The sequence below is a fragment of the Pseudomonas sp. St290 genome (assembly GCF_018325805.1).
Lineage (GTDB): Bacteria > Pseudomonadota > Gammaproteobacteria > Pseudomonadales > Pseudomonadaceae > Aquipseudomonas > Aquipseudomonas bijieensis.
On the sequence record NZ_AP014703.1, the window covers coordinates 1,802,365 to 1,820,634 of the forward strand.

At 60.5% G+C, this 18,270-nt stretch carries 18 protein-coding genes; all 18 read left to right on the forward strand.

Going from position 1 to position 18,270, the window contains the following annotated elements; genetic code table 11:
- Window positions 1-117: 117 nt before the first annotated feature.
- The 18 genes from PBDP_RS07875 to PBDP_RS07960 all read left to right on the forward strand — a co-directional run bounded on the left by PBDP_RS07875 (window position 118) and on the right by PBDP_RS07960 (window position 18,094).
- The gene (locus PBDP_RS07875) at window positions 118-966 is read left to right on the forward strand and encodes a flagellin domain-containing protein (protein ID WP_109751339.1); all 849 of its coding nucleotides are present in this window, start codon (window positions 118-120) and stop codon (window positions 964-966) included.
- A 72-nt stretch (window positions 967-1,038) separates the two neighbouring features.
- A complete protein-coding gene (locus tag PBDP_RS07880) occupies window positions 1,039-1,404 on the forward strand; it encodes a flagellar protein FlaG (RefSeq protein ID WP_109751340.1) in 366 nt (121 codons plus the stop codon).
- An 82-nt stretch (window positions 1,405-1,486) separates the two neighbouring features.
- Window positions 1,487-2,917, forward strand: coding sequence for a flagellar filament capping protein FliD (fliD, locus tag PBDP_RS07885; protein ID WP_109751341.1), 1,431 nt, complete (start codon window positions 1,487-1,489; stop codon window positions 2,915-2,917).
- A 131-nt stretch (window positions 2,918-3,048) separates the two neighbouring features.
- Complete coding sequence (gene fliS, locus PBDP_RS07890; protein WP_212802060.1) at window positions 3,049-3,444, forward strand: flagellar export chaperone FliS; 396 nt, start codon at window positions 3,049-3,051, stop codon at window positions 3,442-3,444.
- Window positions 3,445-3,455: 11 nt separating this feature from the next.
- Window positions 3,456-3,752, forward strand: a complete 297-nt coding sequence (gene fliT / locus PBDP_RS07895) for a flagellar protein FliT (RefSeq protein ID WP_109751343.1) — start codon at window positions 3,456-3,458, stop codon at window positions 3,750-3,752.
- A gap of 169 nt (window positions 3,753-3,921) precedes the next feature.
- A complete protein-coding gene (locus PBDP_RS07900) occupies window positions 3,922-5,397 on the forward strand; it encodes a sigma-54 dependent transcriptional regulator (protein WP_003199076.1) in 1,476 nt (491 codons plus the stop codon).
- Window positions 5,398-5,507: 110 nt separating this feature from the next.
- The gene (locus PBDP_RS07905; RefSeq protein ID WP_109751344.1) at window positions 5,508-6,716 is read left to right on the forward strand and encodes a sensor histidine kinase; all 1,209 of its coding nucleotides are present in this window, start codon (window positions 5,508-5,510) and stop codon (window positions 6,714-6,716) included.
- 5 nt (window positions 6,717-6,721) lie between these two features.
- The gene (gene fleR / locus PBDP_RS07910; protein WP_109751345.1) at window positions 6,722-8,116 is read left to right on the forward strand and encodes a sigma-54-dependent response regulator transcription factor FleR; all 1,395 of its coding nucleotides are present in this window, start codon (window positions 6,722-6,724) and stop codon (window positions 8,114-8,116) included.
- 215 nt (window positions 8,117-8,331) lie between these two features.
- Window positions 8,332-8,658 carry a flagellar hook-basal body complex protein FliE gene (gene fliE / locus PBDP_RS07915; RefSeq protein WP_109751346.1) on the forward strand — a complete coding sequence of 109 codons (327 nt, stop codon included), beginning with the start codon at window positions 8,332-8,334 and terminating at the stop codon, window positions 8,656-8,658.
- Window positions 8,659-8,673: 15 nt separating this feature from the next.
- On the forward strand, window positions 8,674-10,458 hold the full coding sequence (fliF, locus tag PBDP_RS07920; RefSeq protein WP_109751347.1) for a flagellar basal-body MS-ring/collar protein FliF: 1,785 nt from the start codon (window positions 8,674-8,676) through the stop codon (window positions 10,456-10,458).
- A complete protein-coding gene (gene fliG / locus PBDP_RS07925) occupies window positions 10,451-11,470 on the forward strand; it encodes a flagellar motor switch protein FliG (protein ID WP_003199086.1) in 1,020 nt (339 codons plus the stop codon). The genes fliF and fliG overlap by 8 nt, the downstream gene beginning before the upstream one ends.
- 7 nt (window positions 11,471-11,477) lie before the next feature.
- Window positions 11,478-12,323, forward strand: a complete 846-nt coding sequence (gene fliH / locus PBDP_RS07930) for a flagellar assembly protein FliH (RefSeq protein ID WP_176688406.1) — start codon at window positions 11,478-11,480, stop codon at window positions 12,321-12,323.
- Window positions 12,313-13,671, forward strand: a complete 1,359-nt coding sequence (fliI, locus tag PBDP_RS07935) for a flagellar protein export ATPase FliI (RefSeq protein WP_109751349.1) — start codon at window positions 12,313-12,315, stop codon at window positions 13,669-13,671. Before fliH ends, fliI begins: the two co-directional genes overlap by 11 nt.
- A 6-nt stretch (window positions 13,672-13,677) precedes the next feature.
- Entirely contained in the window at window positions 13,678-14,127 is a 450-nt protein-coding gene (fliJ, locus tag PBDP_RS07940; RefSeq protein WP_003199091.1) for a flagellar export protein FliJ, read from the forward strand.
- 102 nt (window positions 14,128-14,229) lie between these two features.
- A complete protein-coding gene (locus tag PBDP_RS07945; RefSeq protein WP_014337164.1) occupies window positions 14,230-14,535 on the forward strand; it encodes an STAS domain-containing protein in 306 nt (101 codons plus the stop codon).
- Between the two features lie 5 nt (window positions 14,536-14,540).
- On the forward strand, window positions 14,541-16,247 hold the full coding sequence (locus PBDP_RS07950; RefSeq protein WP_116831747.1) for an ATP-binding SpoIIE family protein phosphatase: 1,707 nt from the start codon (window positions 14,541-14,543) through the stop codon (window positions 16,245-16,247).
- Between the two features lie 31 nt (window positions 16,248-16,278).
- Window positions 16,279-16,623 carry an Hpt domain-containing protein gene (locus PBDP_RS07955; RefSeq protein ID WP_109751351.1) on the forward strand — a complete coding sequence of 115 codons (345 nt, stop codon included), beginning with the start codon at window positions 16,279-16,281 and terminating at the stop codon, window positions 16,621-16,623.
- Between the two features lie 88 nt (window positions 16,624-16,711).
- Window positions 16,712-18,094, forward strand: coding sequence for a flagellar hook-length control protein FliK (locus PBDP_RS07960; protein WP_109751352.1), 1,383 nt, complete (start codon window positions 16,712-16,714; stop codon window positions 18,092-18,094).
- Window positions 18,095-18,270: the final 176 nt, after the last annotated feature.

Below are 18,270 nucleotides of genomic sequence, written 5' to 3' on the forward strand. Positions count from 1 at the left end.
AAAAAAGCCCTCAAGCAAGTGCCTAACCCGACGATAACTATTACGAAGGTTCTCTAGGCCACACCCGGCGGTTGCCAGGGCCGGAAGCCGCAGTACCCAACCAACGAGGAATTCGTCATGGCTTTAACAGTAAACACTAACGTCACATCGTTGAACGTTCAGAAGAACCTGAACAAGGCTTCCGATGCTCTGTCCACTTCGATGACCCGCCTGTCTTCCGGCCTGAAAATCAACAGCGCCAAAGACGACGCCGCCGGCCTGCAGATCGCTACCCGCATGACCTCGCAAATCCGCGGTCAGAACATGGCGATCAAGAACGCCAACGACGGTATCTCCATGGCGCAGACCGCTGAAGGCGCGATGCAGGAGCAGACCAACATTCTGCAGCGTATGCGTGAACTGGCCATCCAGGCTCGTAACGATAGCAACAGCGCAGATGACCGTATCGCTCTGAACAAAGAGTTCTCGCAGATGAGCGACGAACTGACCCGTATCGCCAACAGCACCAACCTGAACGGCAAGAACCTGCTTGACGGTACCGCCAGCACCATGACCTTCCAGGTCGGTTCCAACAACGGTTCTGACAACCAGATCACCCTGACCCTGAGCGCCAGCTTCGACGCTGCTACCCTGGGTGTTGACTCGGCAATCACCATCGTTGGTTCCGACAGCGCTACTTCGGAAACCAACTTCTCGGCCGCCATGGATGCAATCACCAGCGCGATCGACACTATCAACAGTGCTCGTGCCGACCTCGGTGCTGCTCAGAACCGTCTGAACAGCACCATCTCCAACCTGCAGAACATCAACGAAAACGCCAGTGCTGCACTGGGTCGCGTACAAGATACCGACTTCGCTGCTGAAACTGCACAACTGACCAAGCAGCAGACTCTGCAGCAAGCGTCTACCTCGGTTCTGGCCCAGGCCAACCAACTGCCGTCCGCTGTACTGAAGCTGCTTCAGTAATAGCTGGATGAGTTTTAGCGGGGGAGTGCGCTTGCGTGCTCTCTCGCTTTTTCCGTTCAAGAGGTGATGGACATGGATATGAGCGTGAAGCTGAACTTGTCTTATCCAGCGGCGAAGCCAGCTCCCACGGTGGTCGACAAGCCGGTGGAGAAGCCTCAAGCCGACGCTGCTATCGTGGCTCCGGTGAAGGAAACTCCCAAAGACGCTGCCGCCGAGCAGGACAAACTGAAGAAGGCCGTTCAGGAAATCGAGAAGTTCGTCCAGTCGGTAAAGCGCAACCTGGAGTTCTCTATTGATGAGCCTTCAGGCAAAGTAGTGGTCAAAGTGATTGCCAGTGGTTCCGGCGAAGTGATTCGCCAGATCCCGAACGAAGAAGTTCTGAAGCTGGCCAACAGTTTGAATGATGCAAACAGCTTGTTGTTCAGCGCCGAAGCCTGACAACCGGCACGAATTTTGTTGTTATGTTCTTTTGGGCGTTGTAAAGGTCAAAAGGCCGGCGACACACTGAAGGGAGTCCCACATGGCAAGTCCAATTCTACCTGGCTTGGGTCTAGGCTCTGGCCTTGACACCACCGCGATCGTCAAGGCGCTGGTCGATTCCGACAAGGCCGCCAAGCAAGGTCAGATCACCCGAGCGACGACGACGACTACCAACAGCATCTCCGGGGTGGGAACCCTGAAGTCGCTGTTGGCGGCTTTCAATACCGCGATGAAGGACTTGTCCAGCACAACGACCCCGCAATTCTCGGGTTTTGCTGCGACTTCCTCGACCCCAACTGTTTTGACGGCAACCGCCAGCAACTCTGCGGTGGGCGGTACCTATGCAATCAAGGTCGAGAATATCGCGACGGCTTCCAAGGTCACCTCGGCGGCCTTCGCCGGTGGCGCTAGCAGTGCCATCCCGAGCGGCACGCTGACCATCGCGCAGAACGGTGTCAACTACAACCTCAATGTGGGGGCCGGTGCCACCCTGCAATCGGTTCGTGACGCGATCAATGCCGACACGTCGCTCAAGGCTGCGGGTTTCAGTGCCAACATCATCACCGACTCTTTCGGTTCGCGCCTGGTACTGGGTTCAAGCACGACCGGCGCTGGTTCCGACATCTCGGTGAGCGGCATTGCCGGGCTAGAGATCGATGGGACGAACGTCGTGGGTGCTGGTGGAGCTGCTCTGACGGCCACTTCGGCGGGTGCCATCGGTGCCCTGGCCCAGGATGCCAAGTTCTCCGTCGATGGCATGGCGCTGACCAGCAAGAGCAATACGGTCAGCACGGCGATTTCTGGGTTGACCTTGAATTTGCTCAGTGGCGGGCCGAGCGCCAGCTCAACCGTCACCGTCGCGCCAAACAACGATGGCCTGAAAGCCTCGATCCAGAAATTTGTCGATGCCTATAACGCGATCGCCAATAGCATCACCGCACTGACCAAGCCGTCGCTCGACGATGATGGGAAGCTGACGGTGTCGGCAAAATTGACCGGTGACGCGTTGCCTCGCTCGCTGCTGGCGGCGATTCGAACGCCCTTGTCTGAAACCGGCGCTGGCGACAAGCTGACGTCGTTGGCCCAGTTGGGTATTACCACTGATCAGAAGACGGGTGCGTTGAACTTCGATACCGTCAAATTCACCGCAGCGATGAACGATAAAAAGCTCAGCGGTGAAGTCCAAACGTTGTTCACGGGCACCAATGGCCTGCTGGAGCGCATGGGCAAGGCGATCGAACCCTATAGCCAGACCGGCGGCATCCTGGATCAGCGCACTAGCACGCTGACCAAGACCCAGACCCGCCTGAAGAACGATCAGGAGGCTCTGGATCGCCGGGTTGTGACCCTGACCGCCACACTGACCAAGAAGTACAATGACATGGATACCCTGGTCGGCAAGCTGAAGGCCACCGCCAGCAACATCACCTCGATGTTCGAAGCATTGACGGCACAACAGAAAAACAGCTGATTTTCGACCGATGCAAAAAGCCCGGCAACGTTTTGACAACGTTCCGGGCTTTCGGCTTTTCGACCTAAAGTTTTTTGACGCAGCGTCGATACGCTGTTTATACGAACCGAAGTTTTTTGATGAGGTAGAACATGAATCCGATGTTAGCCCTTCGCCAATACCAGAAGATTGGCGCCCAGGCGCAAACCTCCGAAGCAAGTCCCCATCGTCTGGTGCAGATGCTCATGGAAGGCGGGCTGGATCGTATTGCCCAGGCCAAGGGCGCGATGGAGCGCAAGGATATTGCAAACAGAGGCATTCTGATCAGCAAGGCCATCGGCATCGTCGGTGGTTTGCGTGAAGGCCTGGACCTGGAAAACCAGGCCGAGTCGGTCGCTGAGTTGGATACTCTTTACGCTTACATGATGAAACGTCTGGCCGAAGCCAACGTCAAGGCCGATCCGAAGATCCTCGACGAAGTCACCGATCTGCTTCGCACGGTCAAGGAAGGCTGGGATGCCATTGCCGCGCCTGGTCCGCAATTCTAAGGAGTGCTCTCATGAGTCTTGTCCTGCAGCGAATCGAACAAACCCGTGACGCCCTGGTTGATGCCCTGGCCGAGCGTAACTGGGAAGCCATCGGTCAGTTGGACCTGGCTTGCCGTTCCTGCATGGAAGACGTCCTGGGCGAGCCTCAGGTGGATGAGGCAGCCTTGCGAACAAATCTTGAGGAGTTGCTGGGGGTATATCGGCAATTGCTGGAGGCGGCGACGGGGGAGCGTCAGGCGATCGTCGACGAGATGCAACAGATCCATCAAGCACAGAACGCGGCAAAGGTTTACCATCTGTTCGGTTAATGCTCAGTTAATCCGAGCCCGTTGCGCCATAAATTTGACTGTGCACGGTTTTTTGACTTAACTAGTAGCTGTTTACAGATTTAAGGCGTCTACAGGCATGACAAGTCTGCAAGCGTCTAGCTTGCCCCCTAATTTCGGGCATTGGGTTGACTAGGGAAGTTGCTATTGCATGTGGCGTGAAACCAAAATTCTCCTGATCGATGACGATAGCGTCCGCCGCCGCGACTTGGCGGTGATCTTAAATTTTCTTGGCGAAGAAAATTTACCCTGCGGAAGCCATGACTGGCAGCAGGCCGTCGGCTCTTTGTCGTCCAGTCGTGAAGTCATTTGTGTCCTTATCGGGACCGTGAATGCTCCCGCAACGCTTTTGGGCTTGCTAAAGACACTCTCAACCTGGGATGAGTTCCTTCCGGTTTTGTTAATGGGCGAAAATTCTTCCCTTGACTTGCCTGAAGACCAGCGCCGACGGGTACTTTCCACGCTCGAAATGCCGCCCAGCTACAGCAAGCTGCTCGATTCGCTGCATCGCGCGCAGGTTTATCGCGAGATGTACGATCAGGCCCGCGAGCGCGGCCGGCATCGCGAACCCAACCTGTTCCGCAGCCTTGTCGGCACCAGCCGGGCGATCCAGCATGTGCGCCAGATGATGCAGCAGGTCGCCGATACCGACGCCAGCGTGCTGATCCTGGGCGAGTCGGGCACCGGCAAGGAAGTGGTCGCGCGCAACCTGCATTACCACTCCAAGCGCCGCGAAGCGCCGTTCGTGCCGGTCAACTGCGGCGCGATCCCGGCCGAGTTGCTGGAGAGCGAGCTGTTTGGTCATGAGAAGGGTGCCTTCACCGGCGCGATCACCAGCCGCGCCGGGCGTTTCGAACTGGCCAACGGCGGTACGCTGTTTCTCGACGAAATCGGCGACATGCCGTTGCCGATGCAGGTCAAGCTGCTGCGAGTGCTGCAGGAGCGCACCTTCGAACGCGTGGGCAGCAACAAGACCCAGAGCGTCGATGTACGAATCATTGCCGCCACGCACAAGAATCTCGAGAGCATGATCGAGGTCGGCAGTTTCCGCGAAGACCTCTATTACCGCCTCAACGTTTTCCCGATCGAAATGGCGCCGCTGCGTGAGCGGGTCGAAGACATCCCGTTGCTGATGAACGAGCTGATCTCGCGCATGGAGCACGAAAAGCGCGGTTCGATCCGCTTCAATTCGGCGGCGATCATGTCCCTGTGCCGCCATGGCTGGCCGGGCAACGTCCGTGAGCTGGCCAACCTGGTGGAGCGCATGGCGATCATGCACCCGTACGGGGTGATCGGCGTGAACGAGCTACCGAAGAAATTCCGCTACGTCGACGACGAAGACGAGCAAATGGTCGATAGCCTGCGCAGCGATCTGGAGGAGCGGGTGGCAATCAACGGCCACACGCCGGATTTCACTGCCAATGCCTTGCTGCCGCCCGAAGGCCTGGATCTCAAGGATTACCTGGGAGGCCTGGAACAAGGGTTGATCCAGCAGGCGCTGGACGATGCCAACGGTATCGTGGCCCGCGCCGCAGAACGCCTGCGCATCCGTCGTACCACCCTGGTGGAGAAGATGCGCAAGTACGGCATGAGCCGTCGCGAAGGAGATGAACAGGCGGATGATTGACGCCTGTTTTCCAACCGCCTGATTTTCAGGCGGTTTTTTTTCGGCACGGGTATTGCTATAGCCCTCGCAACGTTCCGTTTAACTGACGGTCAGCCAAGCGAGAGAGCCCGATGACCCAAGTCGCCCAGATGTCTCCTGTCCCCGAGCTGGAACACAGGCCGTCCGCCGAGCAGGCAAGCCGGCTTGGACTTGAGCAGGCATTTTCGCTGTTCAACCAGATGTCCAGCCAACTGACTGATTCCTACAGCCTGCTCGAAGCCCGGGTCACCGAGCTCAAGGGTGAATTGGCCGTGGTCAGCGCCCAGCGCATGCAGGAGCTGGCGGAAAAGGAACGCTTGGCCAATCGCCTGCAAAATCTCCTCGACCTGTTGCCCGGTGGCGTGATCGTCATCGATGCCCACGGCCGTGTGCGCGAAGCCAACCCGGCGGCTTGCGAATTGCTCGGCCTGCCGTTGGAGGGGGAGCTGTGGCGGCATGTCATCGCCCGTTGCTTTGCGCCCCGTGAAGACGACGGCCATGAAGTGTCCCTCAAGGACGGTCGGCGCCTGTCCATCTCGACGCGCTCGCTGGATGCCGAGCCTGGGCAGTTGGTGCTGCTCAATGACTTGACTGAAACCCGTCACCTGCAAGACCAGTTGGCTCGCCATGAGCGTCTGTCTTCCCTGGGGCGGATGGTGGCCTCGTTGGCCCACCAGATTCGTACGCCGCTTTCCGCCGCGCTGCTCTATGCCAGTCACCTGACTGAACAGCAATTGCCGATGGAAACCCAGCAACGCTTTGCCGGACGCTTGAAAGAGCGCCTGCATGAGCTGGAGCACCAGGTGCGCGACATGCTGGTCTTCGCTCGCGGCGAGCTGCCGTTGACCGACCGTGTCACCCCCAAGTCCTTGCTGCAATCGTTGCAGGCCGCGGCGTTGACTCATGTGCAGGATCTGCCGATTCGCTGGCAGTGCGACAGCCATGTCGGCGAAGTGTTGTGTAACCGCGACACGTTGGTGGGTGCGGTGTTGAATCTCATCGAAAACGCGATCCAGGCCAGCGGCGGCGACGTCCGGCTGAAAGTGCACTTGTATACCCGCGACAACATCTTGCGCCTGTGTGTCAGCGACAGCGGCAGTGGTATCGAGCCGGCCGTGCTGGCACGCCTGGGTGAGCCATTCTTTACCACCAAGACCACCGGCACCGGCTTGGGCCTGACCGTGGTCAAGGCTGTGGCCCGTGCCCATCAGGGAGAATTGCAACTGCGCTCGCGGCTGGGGCGTGGCACTTGTGCGACGGTGTGCTTGCCGTTGTTTTCCAATGCGCCAGGGGTGGAGTGAAAGCAATGGCGATCAAGGTGTTGCTGGTTGAGGATGACCGGGCGCTGCGTGAGGCGCTGGCCGATACGCTGGTCTTGGCTGGCCACGACTACGCCGCCGTCGGTTCGGCGGAAGAGGCGCTGCTTGCCGTGGGCCGCGAAGCGTTCGGCCTGGTGGTCAGTGACGTCAACATGCCGGGCATGGATGGCCATCAATTGCTCGGCCTGTTGCGCGCCCGTCAGCCGCAACTGCCGGTCTTGCTGATGACCGCCCACGGCGCCGTCGAGCGAGCGGTGGATGCCATGCGTCAAGGTGCCGCGGATTACCTGGTCAAGCCGTTCGAGCCCAAAGCACTGCTGGATCTGGTCGCGCGCCATGCCTTGGGTAGTCTCGCGGTCGAGGGTGAAGGTCCGGTGGCCATCGAACCGGCCAGTGCGCAATTGCTGGAGTTGGCCGCGCGGGTGGCCCGCAGCGATTCAACTGTGTTGATTTCCGGCGAGTCCGGTACGGGCAAGGAAGTGCTGGCGCGCTACATTCATCAACAGTCCCGGCGCGCCAACGAACCGTTCATTGCCATCAATTGCGCGGCAATCCCTGACAACATGCTCGAGGCGACGCTGTTTGGCCACGAAAAGGGCTCGTTCACGGGGGCCATTGCGGCCCAGGCTGGCAAGTTCGAGCAGGCTGACGGCGGCACGATTCTGCTCGATGAGATTTCCGAAATGCCGTTGGGCCTGCAGGCCAAGCTGTTGCGCGTATTGCAGGAGCGGGAAGTGGAGCGGGTCGGTGCGCGCAAACCCATCAGCCTGGATATTCGCGTGGTGGCAACCACCAACCGCGACCTGGCCGGCGAAGTGGCGGCGGGGCGTTTCCGTGAAGACCTCTATTACCGTCTGTCGGTCTTCCCGCTGGCTTGGCGTCCGCTGCGCGAGCGCACCGCCGATATCCTGCCGCTGGCCGAGCGTCTGCTGAACAAGCACGTCAATAAAATGAAGCATGCGGCGGCCCGGCTTTCGGCCGAGGCTCGGGCCTGCCTGGTTGCCTACCCATGGCCGGGCAATGTCCGAGAGCTCGATAACGCCATTCAGCGGGCCTTGATCCTGCAGCAGGGCGGCTTGATCCAGCCGGAGGACTTCTGCCTGGCCGGTCCGGTCGCTTGTGCACCATTGCCTGCATTGTCGCCGGTACCAACGGCGGCCTTCGCGCCCCCGCTGGAAGTCGAGGGTGAGTCGGCCGGCGCCTTGGGCGATGACCTGCGTCGTCGCGAGTTCCAGATGATCATCGACACCCTGCGCGCCGAGCGCGGTCGTCGCAAGGAGGCGGCCGAACGCCTGGGCATCAGCCCGCGCACCCTGCGCTACAAGTTGGCGCAGATGCGCGACGCCGGAATGGATGTCGAGGCCTATCTGTTCGCCAGTTGAGTGATGTGCACCGAATACCCCTTGTGGGAGCGGGCTTGCTCGCGAAAGCGATTTACCAGTCACCGTTGCATTGACTGAACCACCGCTTTCGCGAGCAAGCCCGCTCCCACACGCATTTGTTTTTTGCGGCCATGGAGCTGGCACCCTTGTTGCTAATACCTGAATACCCGCTGAGTAAGTGTCAAAAAAATGCGGGCCGCCAGAGAGAGTAGACCATGAGCCAAGGTATTGAATTTAATCGGTTGATGTTGGACATGCGGGCCATGCAGATGGACGCCATGGCCCAGCCTAAATCGGTCGCGGTCCCCCAGGTGGGTGGCAGCAGCTTTTCCGACTTGCTCGGTCAGGCCGTCAATAAAGTGAACGATACCCAGCAGGCATCGAATCAGTTGGCCAGTGCTTTCGAGATTGGCAAAAGTGGCGTCGACCTGACGGATGTAATGATCTCCTCGCAGAAAGCCAGTGTCTCGTTTCAGGCGTTGACCCAGGTTCGCAACAAACTGGTTCAAGCCTACCAAGACATCATGCAGATGCCGGTCTAAGGAAATTATTGAGTCATGGCAGAAGCAGCCGTTGATAACGTTCCAGCCAAGGCCACTCCGGTAGACGGCAAACCGCCGCTGTTCGGTCTGTCCTTCCTGGAAAATCTCTCCGAGATGACCATGCTGCGTCAGGTAGGCCTGTTGGTCGGCCTGGCTGCCAGCGTGGCGATTGGTTTTGCCGTGGTACTGTGGTCCCAGCAGCCGGACTACCGTCCGCTGTACGGCAGCCTGGCGGGCATGGACGCCAAGCAAGTCATGGAAACCCTGGCTTCCGCCGACATTCCTTATACCGTCGAACCTAATTCCGGCGCCTTGCTGGTCAAGGCCGATGACGTCGCCCGTGCGCGCCTCAAGCTCGCCGCGGCCGGCGTGACGCCTACCGATGGCAACATCGGTTTCGAGATCCTCGACAAGGACCAGGGCCTGGGCACCAGCCAATTCATGGAAGCGACCCGTTATCGTCGCGGCCTGGAAGGTGAGCTGGCGCGGACCATTTCCAGCCTGAACAATGTCAAGGGTGCCCGCGTGCACCTGGCGATTCCGAAAAGCTCGGTGTTCGTGCGCGATGAGCGCAAGCCCAGCGCTTCGGTACTGGTCGAGCTGTATTCGGGCCGCTCCCTGGAGCCAGGCCAGGTCGTTGCCATCGTCAATCTGGTGGCGACCAGCGTACCTGAGCTGAGCAAGTCGCAGATCACCGTGGTCGACCAGAAAGGCAACCTGCTGTCCGATCAGGCGGAGAACTCCGAACTGACCATGGCCGGCAAGCAATTCGATTACAGCCGTCGCATGGAAGGCATGCTGACCCAGCGGGTGCACAACATCCTGCAACCGATTCTGGGCAATGATCGCTATAAGGCCGAAGTGTCGGCCGATGTCGACTTCAGTGCCGTCGAGTCGACCTCCGAGCAGTTCAACCCGGACCAGCCGGCGTTGCGCAGCGAGCAGTCGGTCAATGAACAACGCACCGCCAGCAATGGCCCGCAAGGCGTACCGGGAGCCCTGAGCAACCAGCCGCCGTCGCCGGCCAGCGCGCCGCAGACCACCGGGGGCGCCACCGCGGCCGCTGGCATGGTGCAGCCAGGCCAGCCGCTGATCGATGCCAATGGCCAGCAGATCATGGACCCGGCCACCGGTCAGCCGATGTTGGCGCCGTACCCGGCCGACAAGCGTCAGCAGTCGACCAAGAACTTCGAACTCGACCGTTCCATCAGTCACACCAAGCAACAACAGGGTCGTTTGAATCGCCTGTCGGTCGCCGTGGTGGTGGACGATCAGGTCAAGGTCAACCCGGCCAATGGCGAAACCAGTCGTGCGCCGTGGAGCGCCGACGAATTGGCGCGTTTCACTCGCCTGGTGCAGGACGCCGTCGGTTTTGACGCCAGCCGCGGCGACAGCGTCAGCGTGATCAACGTACCGTTCTCCCTCGAGCGCGGTGAAGTGGTCGCCGATATTCCGTTTTATTCGCAACCCTGGTTCTGGGATGTGGTCAAGCAAGTATTGGGTGTGCTGTTCATCCTGGTACTGGTGTTTGGCGTGCTGCGTCCGGTGCTCAACAACATCACCGGTGGCGGCAAGAACAAGCAGTTGGCAGGTTTCGGTGATGTCGAGCTGGGAGGCATGGGCGGCCTGGATGGCGAATTGGCCAACGATCGCGTCAGCCTCGGCGGGCCGCAGAGCATCCTGCTGCCAAGCCCGAGCGAAGGCTATGACGCTCAGTTGAACGCCATCAAGAGTCTGGTGGCAGAAGACCCGGGTCGTGTGGCCCAGGTCGTGAAAGAGTGGATTAACGCAGATGAGTGATAATCGAGCCGCTGTTGCCAAATTGTCCCGGGTCGACAAAGCCGCGATCCTGCTGCTGTCCCTGGGTTCTACCGACGCTGCCCAAGTGCTGCGCCACATGGGGCCCAAGGAGGTCCAGCGCGTGGGCGTGGCAATGGCCCAGATGGGCAACGTGCACCGCGAGCAGGTCGAGCAGGTGATGAGCGAGTTCGTCGACATCGTCGGCGATCAGACCAGCCTCGGCGTCGGTTCCGACGACTACGTGCGCAAGATGCTCACCCAGGCACTGGGCGAGGACAAGGCCAACGGCCTCATCGACCGGATCCTGCTGGGTGGCAATACCAGCGGCCTGGACAGCCTCAAGTGGATGGAACCGCGGGCGGTTGCCGACGTGATCCGTTACGAGCACCCGCAGATCCAGGCGATCGTGGTGGCTTACCTCGACCCGGACCAGGCCGGTGAAGTCCTGGGCAACTTCGACCACAAGGTGCGCCTGGACATCATCCTGCGGGTGTCTTCGCTCAACACCGTGCAGCCGGCGGCCCTGAAAGAATTGAACCAGATTCTCGAGAAGCAGTTCTCGGGCAACTCCAATGCCTCGCGCACCACCTTGGGTGGTATCAAGCGTGCGGCGGACATCATGAACTTCCTCGACAGTTCGATCGAAGGTCAGTTGATGGACTCGATCCGCGAGTTCGACGAAGACCTGTCCGGTCAGATCGAAGACCTCATGTTCGTGTTCAACAACCTGTCCGATGTCGACGATCGTGGCATCCAGGCCCTGTTGCGCGAAGTGTCGTCCGACGTGCTGGTACTGGCCCTCAAGGGCTCGGACGAAGGCGTCAAGGAAAAGATCTTCAAGAACATGTCCAAACGGGCGGCCGAACTGTTGCGCGACGATCTCGAGGCCAAGGGCCCGGTGCGCGTCAGCGACGTGGAAACCGCACAGAAGGAAATCCTCACCATCGCCCGCCGCATGGCCGAAGCCGGGGAGATCGTTCTCGGTGGCAAGGGCGGCGAAGAGATGATCTAAGGTCGTTATGTCTGCCAAGAGTGATGAAGCACCCAGCGACCTGATCCGCGCCCGGGACGTCGGTGGTTTCGACGTCTGGTCGCTGCCCAGCTTCGATCCCCACGTGCCCGAGCCTGAGCCTGAGCCGGAGGAAGAGCTGCCGGAAATGGAGGAAGTGCCGCTGGAGGAAGTCCAGCCACTGACCCTCGAGGAAGTCGAGAGCATTCGCCAGGAAGCCTACAACGAAGGCTTTGCCGTGGGCGAAAAGGAAGGCTTCCACAGCACCACGCTCAAGGTCCGCCAGGAAGCCGACGTGGCGCTGACGGCCAAGCTTCGCGCGCTGGAATCGCTGATGCTCAACCTGTTCGACCCCATCGCCGAGCAGGACACCCAGATCGAGAAATCCCTGGTGGGGCTGGTGCAACACATCGCCAAACAAGTGATCCAGCGCGAACTGGCTATCGATTCGAGCCAGATCGAACATGTCATGCGTGAAGCGCTCAAGTTGTTGCCGTTGGGCGTGGGTAACGTGCGGTTGTACATCAATCCCCAGGACTTCGAGCTGGTCAAGGCCCTGCGCGAACGCCATGAAGAAACCTGGCGCATCGTCGAGGACGCGGCGCTGCTGCCGGGCGGTTGCCGTGTGGAAACCGAACACAGTCGCATCGACGCAACCGTTGAAACTCGCATCAGCCAGATCATGGCCAAATTGTTCGACCAGTTGCACGAACAGGCCTTGCACCCGGCCGCTGCCGACCTGAGCCTGGAGTTGCCGGACGAACCTCCGGTCAGTGCGGATGCCGCGCCGACCGATGCCGGGTTGGATGTACCTGAATTTGACGCCTCTGCACCGGACAGCCGCGATGCGCCTTGAGCGAACCAGCTTCGGCAAGCGCCTGGGCAGCTACGCCGAGGCCAGCGAACTGGCCGGTCAACCGATCCTGGAAGGGCGTCTGCTGCGCATGGTCGGCCTGACCCTCGAAGCCGAAGGCCTGCGTGCCGCCATGGGCAGCCGCTGCATGGTGATCAACGACGACAGTTATCACCCGGTGCAAGTCGAAGCCGAAGTCATGGGCTTCTCTGGCAGCAAGGTCTTCTTGATGCCGGTGGGCAGTGTCGCCGGCATCGCCCCCGGCGCGCGCGTGGTGCCCTTGGCCGACAACGGTCGCCTGCCCATGGGCATGAGCATGCTCGGGCGCGTGCTGGACGGAGCCGGACGGGCCTTGGACGGCAAGGGCGGTATGAAGGCTGAAGACTGGGTGCCGATGGACGGCCCGACGATCAACCCGCTCAAGCGCGACCCCATCAGCGTACCGCTGGACGTGGGTATCCGCTGCATCAACGGCTTATTGACGGTCGGACGCGGCCAGCGCCTGGGCCTGTTCGCCGGTACCGGGGTGGGCAAGAGCGTGCTGCTGGGCATGATGACCCGTTTCACCGAAGCCGACATCATCGTGGTGGGGCTGATCGGCGAACGGGGTCGTGAGGTGAAGGAATTCATCGAGCACATCCTTGGCGAGGAAGGGCTCAAGCGTTCGGTGGTGGTGGCTTCGCCAGCGGATGATGCGCCGTTGATGCGCTTGCGAGCGGCCATGTATTGCACACGTATCGCCGAGTATTTCCGTGACAAGGGCAAGAACGTCCTGTTGCTGATGGATTCGCTGACCCGTTTCGCCCAGGCCCAGCGGGAAATCGCCCTGGCCATCGGCGAACCGCCAGCCACCAAGGGCTATCCGCCTTCGGTATTCGCCAAGCTGCCGAAACTGGTGGAACGTGCCGGCAATGCGGAAAAGGGCGGTGGTTCGATCACCGCGTTCTATACCGTGCTGTCCGAAGGCGATGACCAGCAAGACCCTATCGCTGACTCGGCCCGGGGCGTACTCGACGGCCACATCGTGCTGTCCAGGCGCCTGGCCGAAGAAGGGCATTACCCGGCCATCGATATCGAGGCTTCCATCAGCCGGGTCATGCCGTCGGTCATCAGTGCCGAACACATGAAGCGGGCCCAGCAGTTCAAGCAGTATTGGTCGCGCTACCAGCAAAGCCGTGACTTGATCAGCGTCGGCGCCTATGTGCCTGGCGGCGACCGCGAGACCGACACCGCGATCAACCTGCACCCGTCGATGGCCGTCTACCTGCGCCAGAGCCTGAACGACAACATCGGCATGGGCGCCAGTGAGGCGCACTTGCAGACCCTTTTCGCCCCGATCTCAGGCACTTAACCGACCATGGCCACGAGTCGTGCGGCCCGCCTGGCCCCCGTGGTGGACATGGCGGAAAAGGCCGAGAAGACCGCCGTCCAGCGACTGGCGTATTTCCAGGGCCAGGTCAAAGTCGCCGAAAGCAAGCTGGCAGACCTCGAAAACTTTCGACTCGAATATCAGGAACAGTGGATCGCCCGTGGTGCCCACGGGGTTTCCGGGCAGTGGTTGTTGGGCTACCAAGGCTTTCTTGCGCAGTTGGGTACCGCTATCGACCAGCAGCGCCAGAGCCTGGTCTGGCACCAGAACAACCTAGAGAAGGCTCGCCAGAGCTGGCAAGAGGCGTTTGCCCGGGTCGAAGGGTTGCGCAAGCTGGTGCAGCGCTATATCGATGAGGCACGGCAACTGGAAGACAAGCGCGAACAGAAACTGCTCGATGAGTTGTCCCAGCGCCTGCCGCGGCAGAATCCCTATTGATGCGAAACCGGGATTTTGTCGGCAGATTCTGACAAAACCTTGCTCAGACCTTTACCAGATGCTACACCTTGTACACGTATGTCCATGACAAGGAAGCCGATCATGTCAGTCGTTACCGAAGTATCCCCCGATGGGCACAAGCTGACGATCTCGATCAAAGGTCGATTCGATTTCGGACGGCATCAGGAGTTTCGTGAGTCCTATGAACGGCTCAATCAGAAACCTGACTCCATCGTGGTGGATTTGAAAGAAGCCACTTATCTCGACAGTTCCGCCTTGGGCATGCTTTTGTTGTTGCGCGATCATGCCGGTGGCGACCAGTCGGATATCCGTGTCGTCAACAGCAGCAATGACGTCAAGAAAATCCTCGCGATCTCCAATTTCGACAAGCTGTTCGACATCAGTTGACGGCCATGCAATCGTCGTCGGAGCCGCTGACGGTCCTGATTGCCGAAGACAGTGCCGCTGATCGACTGCTGTTGTCGACCATTGTCCGCCGCCAGGGGCATCATGTGCTCACTGCGGCCGATGGCGCCGAAGCGGTCGATGTCTATCTGGAGCAACGTCCGCACCTGGTGCTGATGGATGCGATGATGCCAGTGATGGACGGCTTTGAAGCCGCGCAGAAAATCAAGCAGTTGGCCGGGGACCAGTTGGTCCCGATCATTTTCCTCACCTCGTTGACCGAGAGCGAAGCCCTGGCCCGTTGCCTGGAAGCGGGCGGTGACGATTTCCTGGCCAAACCCTACAACCAAGTGATCCTGGCGGCCAAGATCAAGGCCATGGACCGCTTGCGTCGGTTGCAGGCCACGGTGGTGGAGCAGCGCGACCAGATCGCCAGGCACCATGACTACCTGCTCAACGAACAACGGGTCGCCAAGGCTGTATTCGACAAGATCGCCCACTCCGGCTGCCTGAGCGCGCCGAACATCCGCTACTTGCAATCGCCTTATGCCTTGTTCAACGGTGATTTGCTGCTGGCGGCGTTCAATCCGGCCGGCGACATGCACGTCCTGCTGGGGGATTTCACCGGGCACGGTTTGCCGGCGGCGGTCGGTGCGATGCCGCTGGCGGAAGTGTTCTACGGGATGACCGCCAAGGGCTACGGCCTGGCGCAGATCCTGCGGGAGATGAATGCCAAGCTTAAACGCATCCTGCCAGTGGACATGTTCTGTTGCGCGACGTTGCTATGCCTGAGTTTCCAGCGGTGCACGGTGGAAGTCTGGAATGGCGGCATGCCCGAGGGTTACCTGCATGACAGCCTCAGCGGCGTGCGCACGCCATTGCCGGCGCGGCACCTGCCGTTGGGTGTGCTCTCGCCCCAGCTATTCGATGATCGCACCGAAGTGCACGCCATGTCGTTGGGGGACCGGGTGTTCCTGTTGTCTGACGGCGTAATCGAAACCAGTGACGACCATGATCGGCCGTTTGGCGTGGAGGGGTTGCAGCAGGTGTTTGCAGCCAACCGTGAGCCCGATCTTCTTTTCGAAGATATCCAGCAGGCCCTGCGGGACTTTCGCGGCGAGGCTCGGGACGACTTCAGTATGGTCGAGGTACGGCTGGTCGCACCGACGCAACTCAATCCGCCGCCGCCGGTCTATTCCGATAGCGGCCAGTCCAGCCCGCTGGATTGGTCGGTGAGCTTCGAGTTCCGGGCGCAGACACTCAAGCGCTTCAACCCGATGCCTTACCTGTTGCAGTTGTTGCTCGAGGTCCATGGACTCAGGGCGCAGAGTGGCGCCCTTTACAGCGTCATGTCGGAGCTCTACTCCAATGCCCTGGATCATGGGGTGCTGGGGCTCGACTCGAGCCTCAAGCGTGACGCGGCGGGTTTTGCCCGCTACTACCGGGAGCGCAATACGCGCCTGGATGAACTGAGCGACGGTTACGTGCGGGTGCATTTGCATGTTTCACCAGATGGCGAGGGTGGTCGCCTGGCCATCGAAGTCGAAGACAGTGGCGAGGGTTTTGATGTCGCCAGGGTGCTGGCGCGGCCCGTTGACAGTGATCGGTTGTCGGGGCGCGGCGTGAGCCTGGTACGCCAGTTGAGCCACCAGGCCAGTTGGTCAGACGATGGTCGTAGTGCGCGCGTGGAGTTTTTCTGGGAGGCTCTGGCATAATCGGGGCCATTCTTGATCAGGGAGCGAACAAGTGAACGAGATTCATCTGGACCGCGACGTGCTCAGCACGTTGAAGGAAGTCATGGAGGAGGGGTATCTGGAGTTGCTGGATACGTTTCTCAACGACTCCGAGGCTCGCTTGCGGGTGCTGCATGAAGCACGGGATGCTGAAAAACTGAGCGCCACGGCCCACAGCTTCAAGGGCAGCAGCAGCAACATGGGCGCCATCCGCCTGGCCGAGCTGTGCGGCGAGCTGGAACAGCGTGCCAAGCAACCGTCATTGGGCGGTATCGAAAAGCTGGTCAACGAAATCGACAATGAATTTGCTCATGTCCGCAAGCTTTGCAGGGAAGAGCGTGAAGGCTTTCACTGCTGAGATTCGACGGTCGGGCAGACGTTGGCCCGTGCCTTGCATTGCCTAGTCTCGACTGTACCTATGATTCCAGTGCAGCGGAGACCCTTTTATGCCTGTTACCCCCAACACACTGCTTCAGGCCTCTGTCCAGGCCAAGCCCCAGGTCGCCGTCAATTCACCGGCAGCGGCCCCGGAACTCGGGGATAGAGCCTCCAGCTTCGCTCAAGTCTTCGCCAAGCAGGCGCCTGCCAAATCGGCTGCGGCCCCTGAGCCATCGGTGAAATCGGTACGCGACAAGGCTGCCGACAACACCGTCAAAAAAGACACTGGCAACCAGACCCCTGCCGCCCCGGAGCCGACGGTTGCCGATAGCGGCAAACCCTTGCCCACGGAAAAACCGGCCAGCGCCGACGATAACGCCGCCAGTGACGACAACGCCGACCCTGCGCAAACGCCAGTTGCCGATGCTGCGCCTATCGATCCGAGCCTTGATCCAGGACTGCTGCCGGACATGGCGGTGCCGGTGGCGACAGCCACGGCGGAACCTGCACCTGTGGCGGTCACGACTGACACCCAGCTGGGTACGGCAGTAGCGGCGCCGGTTGCCCCCTTGGCCGCACCGGTCCAGGTGACCCAGGCGGCGGTCCCGGTGGATGATCCCGCCTTCGATCCTGAAGCCGACCCACTCGACGCGTTGCCAGCCTTGCGCTTGGCGATGGAGCAGGGCGGCCATGTTTCCGCCACCAGCCAGGCCCAACCCAAGAGCGCGGCCCCGGCGTCGCTCGATGGTGAGCCGACTTCGGCACAAACCTTTGCCGCCGGTATGGCGAGCATGCTTACTGTGCAAGCCGACCAGAACAGTACCGGGCCCGGCAGCCAGGGTGGCGACAAGGCATTCGGTGGCTTGATCAGCGAAGGCCTCAAGGACCTGGGCGCCGCTTCCAGTGATACTCGCGTGGACGATTTCGCCAACCGCTTGGCCGCACTGACCCAGGCCGCTACGCCCAAAACCGCCAATGCGGTGCCGGTCAACCAGCCTATCGCAATGAATCAGAACGGTTGGACCGAAGAGGTGGTCAACCGGGTGATGTACCTGTCCAGCGTCAATCTCAAGGCGGCCGATATCCAGTTGCAACCCGCCGAGCTCGGGCGCCTGGATATCCGGGTGAACATGGTTCCGGACCAACAGACCCAGGTCACGTTCATGAGCGCCCACTCCGGCGTTCGCGAAGCCCTCGAAGGCCAGTTGCATCGCCTGCGGGACAGTTTTGCCCAGCAGGGCATGGGCCAGGTCGACGTCAGTGTATCGGACCAGTCCCGTGGCTCGCAGAACCAGGGGCAGCAGGCCCAGCAGCAAGCCCAGGCGGGGCGCACCACGTCGTCCGGTGGGCGGGTGGATTCGGCGGACGACGCTGGCACGGCCAGCATTGCTGAAGCGGCCGTCAGCACGACCAGTGTCATCGGCACCAGCGCGGTCGATTACTACGCCTGACCCAACGATGCTCGCCCCTGTGGGAGCGAGCCTGCTCGCGATAGCGGATTGTCAGTCACCCTTGCGTGGGCTGATCCACTGCTATCGCGAGCAGGCTCGCTCCCACTTTGTTTTTATGGGGATTGAAGATCGCGTCTGCCCGTCATCTTAAGCGCCGACACTTCTGGCATAACACT

Excerpts from the sequence above, each read along its gene's own strand:
- PBDP_RS07875 (WP_109751339.1), top strand. The coding sequence starts at position 118 with ATGGCTTTAACAGTAAACACTAACGTCACATCGTTGAACGTTCAGAAG.
- PBDP_RS07880 (WP_109751340.1), top strand. The coding sequence starts at position 1,039 with ATGGATATGAGCGTGAAGCTGAACTTGTCTTATCCAGCGGCGAAGCCA.
- fliD (WP_109751341.1), top strand. The coding sequence starts at position 1,487 with ATGGCAAGTCCAATTCTACCTGGCTTGGGTCTAGGCTCTGGCCTTGAC.
- fliS (WP_212802060.1), top strand. The coding sequence starts at position 3,049 with ATGAATCCGATGTTAGCCCTTCGCCAATACCAGAAGATTGGCGCCCAG.
- fliT (WP_109751343.1), top strand. The coding sequence starts at position 3,456 with ATGAGTCTTGTCCTGCAGCGAATCGAACAAACCCGTGACGCCCTGGTT.
- PBDP_RS07900 (WP_003199076.1), top strand. The coding sequence starts at position 3,922 with ATGTGGCGTGAAACCAAAATTCTCCTGATCGATGACGATAGCGTCCGC.
- PBDP_RS07905 (WP_109751344.1), top strand. The coding sequence starts at position 5,508 with ATGACCCAAGTCGCCCAGATGTCTCCTGTCCCCGAGCTGGAACACAGG.
- fleR (WP_109751345.1), top strand. The coding sequence starts at position 6,722 with ATGGCGATCAAGGTGTTGCTGGTTGAGGATGACCGGGCGCTGCGTGAG.
- fliE (WP_109751346.1), top strand. The coding sequence starts at position 8,332 with ATGAGCCAAGGTATTGAATTTAATCGGTTGATGTTGGACATGCGGGCC.
- fliF (WP_109751347.1), top strand. The coding sequence starts at position 8,674 with ATGGCAGAAGCAGCCGTTGATAACGTTCCAGCCAAGGCCACTCCGGTA.
- fliG (WP_003199086.1), top strand. The coding sequence starts at position 10,451 with ATGAGTGATAATCGAGCCGCTGTTGCCAAATTGTCCCGGGTCGACAAA.
- fliH (WP_176688406.1), top strand. The coding sequence starts at position 11,478 with ATGTCTGCCAAGAGTGATGAAGCACCCAGCGACCTGATCCGCGCCCGG.
- fliI (WP_109751349.1), top strand. The coding sequence starts at position 12,313 with ATGCGCCTTGAGCGAACCAGCTTCGGCAAGCGCCTGGGCAGCTACGCC.
- fliJ (WP_003199091.1), top strand. The coding sequence starts at position 13,678 with ATGGCCACGAGTCGTGCGGCCCGCCTGGCCCCCGTGGTGGACATGGCG.
- PBDP_RS07945 (WP_014337164.1), top strand. The coding sequence starts at position 14,230 with ATGTCAGTCGTTACCGAAGTATCCCCCGATGGGCACAAGCTGACGATC.
- PBDP_RS07950 (WP_116831747.1), top strand. The coding sequence starts at position 14,541 with ATGCAATCGTCGTCGGAGCCGCTGACGGTCCTGATTGCCGAAGACAGT.
- PBDP_RS07960 (WP_109751352.1), top strand. The coding sequence starts at position 16,712 with ATGCCTGTTACCCCCAACACACTGCTTCAGGCCTCTGTCCAGGCCAAG.